This window comes from Hymenobacter agri (assembly GCF_054778495.1).
Window position 1 is genome coordinate 1 of the sequence record NZ_BAAGZM010001193.1, and the last position, 659, is coordinate 659.

The following is a 659-nucleotide window of genomic DNA, read 5'->3' on the forward strand; positions in this document are numbered from 1 at the left end:
GCGCCCGTGTACACGCCGCCGGCCGCGCTGGCCAGTCCGCGCCGGCTGGCCGATTTCCTGCAAGTGGCCCGCCAGAACAGCCCCCTGCTGCGCGAGAACGTCAACCAAGTCAGCCAGAACCGCATCGACAGCCTGGTACGGGCCCGCCAGAACGGGGTGCAGGTGGCGGGCATCAGCTCGGCCTTGTACTACCCCTCGGTGACCAACCGCCAGGGCGAAAGCGTGCTGGGTTACGACCAGGCCATCTCCAACGGCGGCAACTACGCGGCCATCGCCCAGGCCACCAAGCCCATCCTCAACCGCTTTCAGTTGCAGAACGACTACCAGATGCTGGCCAACCAGGGCCAGGTGCTGCGCAACACCGGCCGTCTCTCGGCCCTGGACCTGCGCCGGAGCATCACCGACCAGTTCCTGACCGCCTACGCGGCCGAAACGCAGCTCACCTTCAGCCGCTCGCTGCTCACGCTCCTCCGCCAGCAGGATGCGCAGCTGCGCCAACTCGTGAACGGCGGTATTTTCAAGCAAACGCAATACCTGAGCTTCTACCTCTCGGTGCGCACCCAGGAAGTGACCGTGGAGCAGGACCGCCTGGCCTACCGCCGCGAGCTGGGCACGTTGCGCGCCCTGGCCGGGGTGGCCGATACGGCCCTCATAAGTAT

At 66.8% G+C, this 659-nt stretch carries 1 pseudogene; it reads left to right on the forward strand.

The features are described 5' to 3' along the window. Nucleotides 1–659 (forward strand): annotated as a pseudogene (locus ACYVDE_RS25275) (hypothetical protein); the annotation flags it as partial.